This is a genomic window from Aquabacterium parvum, from assembly GCF_001447195.1.
GTDB classification, from domain to species: Bacteria; Pseudomonadota; Gammaproteobacteria; order Burkholderiales; family Burkholderiaceae_C; genus Aquabacterium; species Aquabacterium parvum.
Genome location: NZ_LFRI01000542.1, coordinates 1 through 489 on the forward strand (window position 1 = coordinate 1; position 489 = coordinate 489).

Below are 489 nucleotides of genomic sequence, written 5' to 3' on the forward strand. Positions count from 1 at the left end.
GCGCTTGATCATGCCTGCGGCGCGGGCCGCCTCGATGGTCACGGCCAACAGCAACTCCACGCCTTCTTCACCAATGCGCTGGCGCCAGCGCGTCAGGCTCGACGGGTCAATGGGAAGCTCGGTTTGCAGGTAGGTCTCGCCGGTGAAGAACTGCCAGTACGGGTTCTCCAGCCAGGTGTTGACCACCATCTCATCAGAGGCATCGTTGGCGTGCTGCAAGTACAGCAGACCGCCCACCAAGCGGGGTGGCAAGGCTGGCCGACCTCGGCCTGAAGTGAAGTGGCCCGCGAAGTGATGCTCGATCAACTCCCAGTCCATCAGCCCGGCAAGGCGGATCAGCGGATGCTTCATGTTGAGCTGCTCATCCAAGCGCGGACGGAACATCTCGGCGGTCTGGGCGGTGCGGGTGTGGGGCTTCATGGGCTGCCAAATTTGCAAGAAAGCGCGGGGCCGGTATTTGTTTCCTTGCAAATATCGCACCACACTTCA

The 489-nt window shown here is 61.6% G+C and carries 1 protein-coding gene; it reads right to left on the reverse strand.

Going from position 1 to position 489, the window contains the following annotated elements:
* On the reverse strand, positions 1 to 420 hold a 420-nt coding region (locus tag ABG80_RS20055; protein ID WP_160322616.1), incomplete at its 3' end, for a transposase.
* Between the last annotated feature and the right edge of the window lie 69 nt (positions 421 to 489).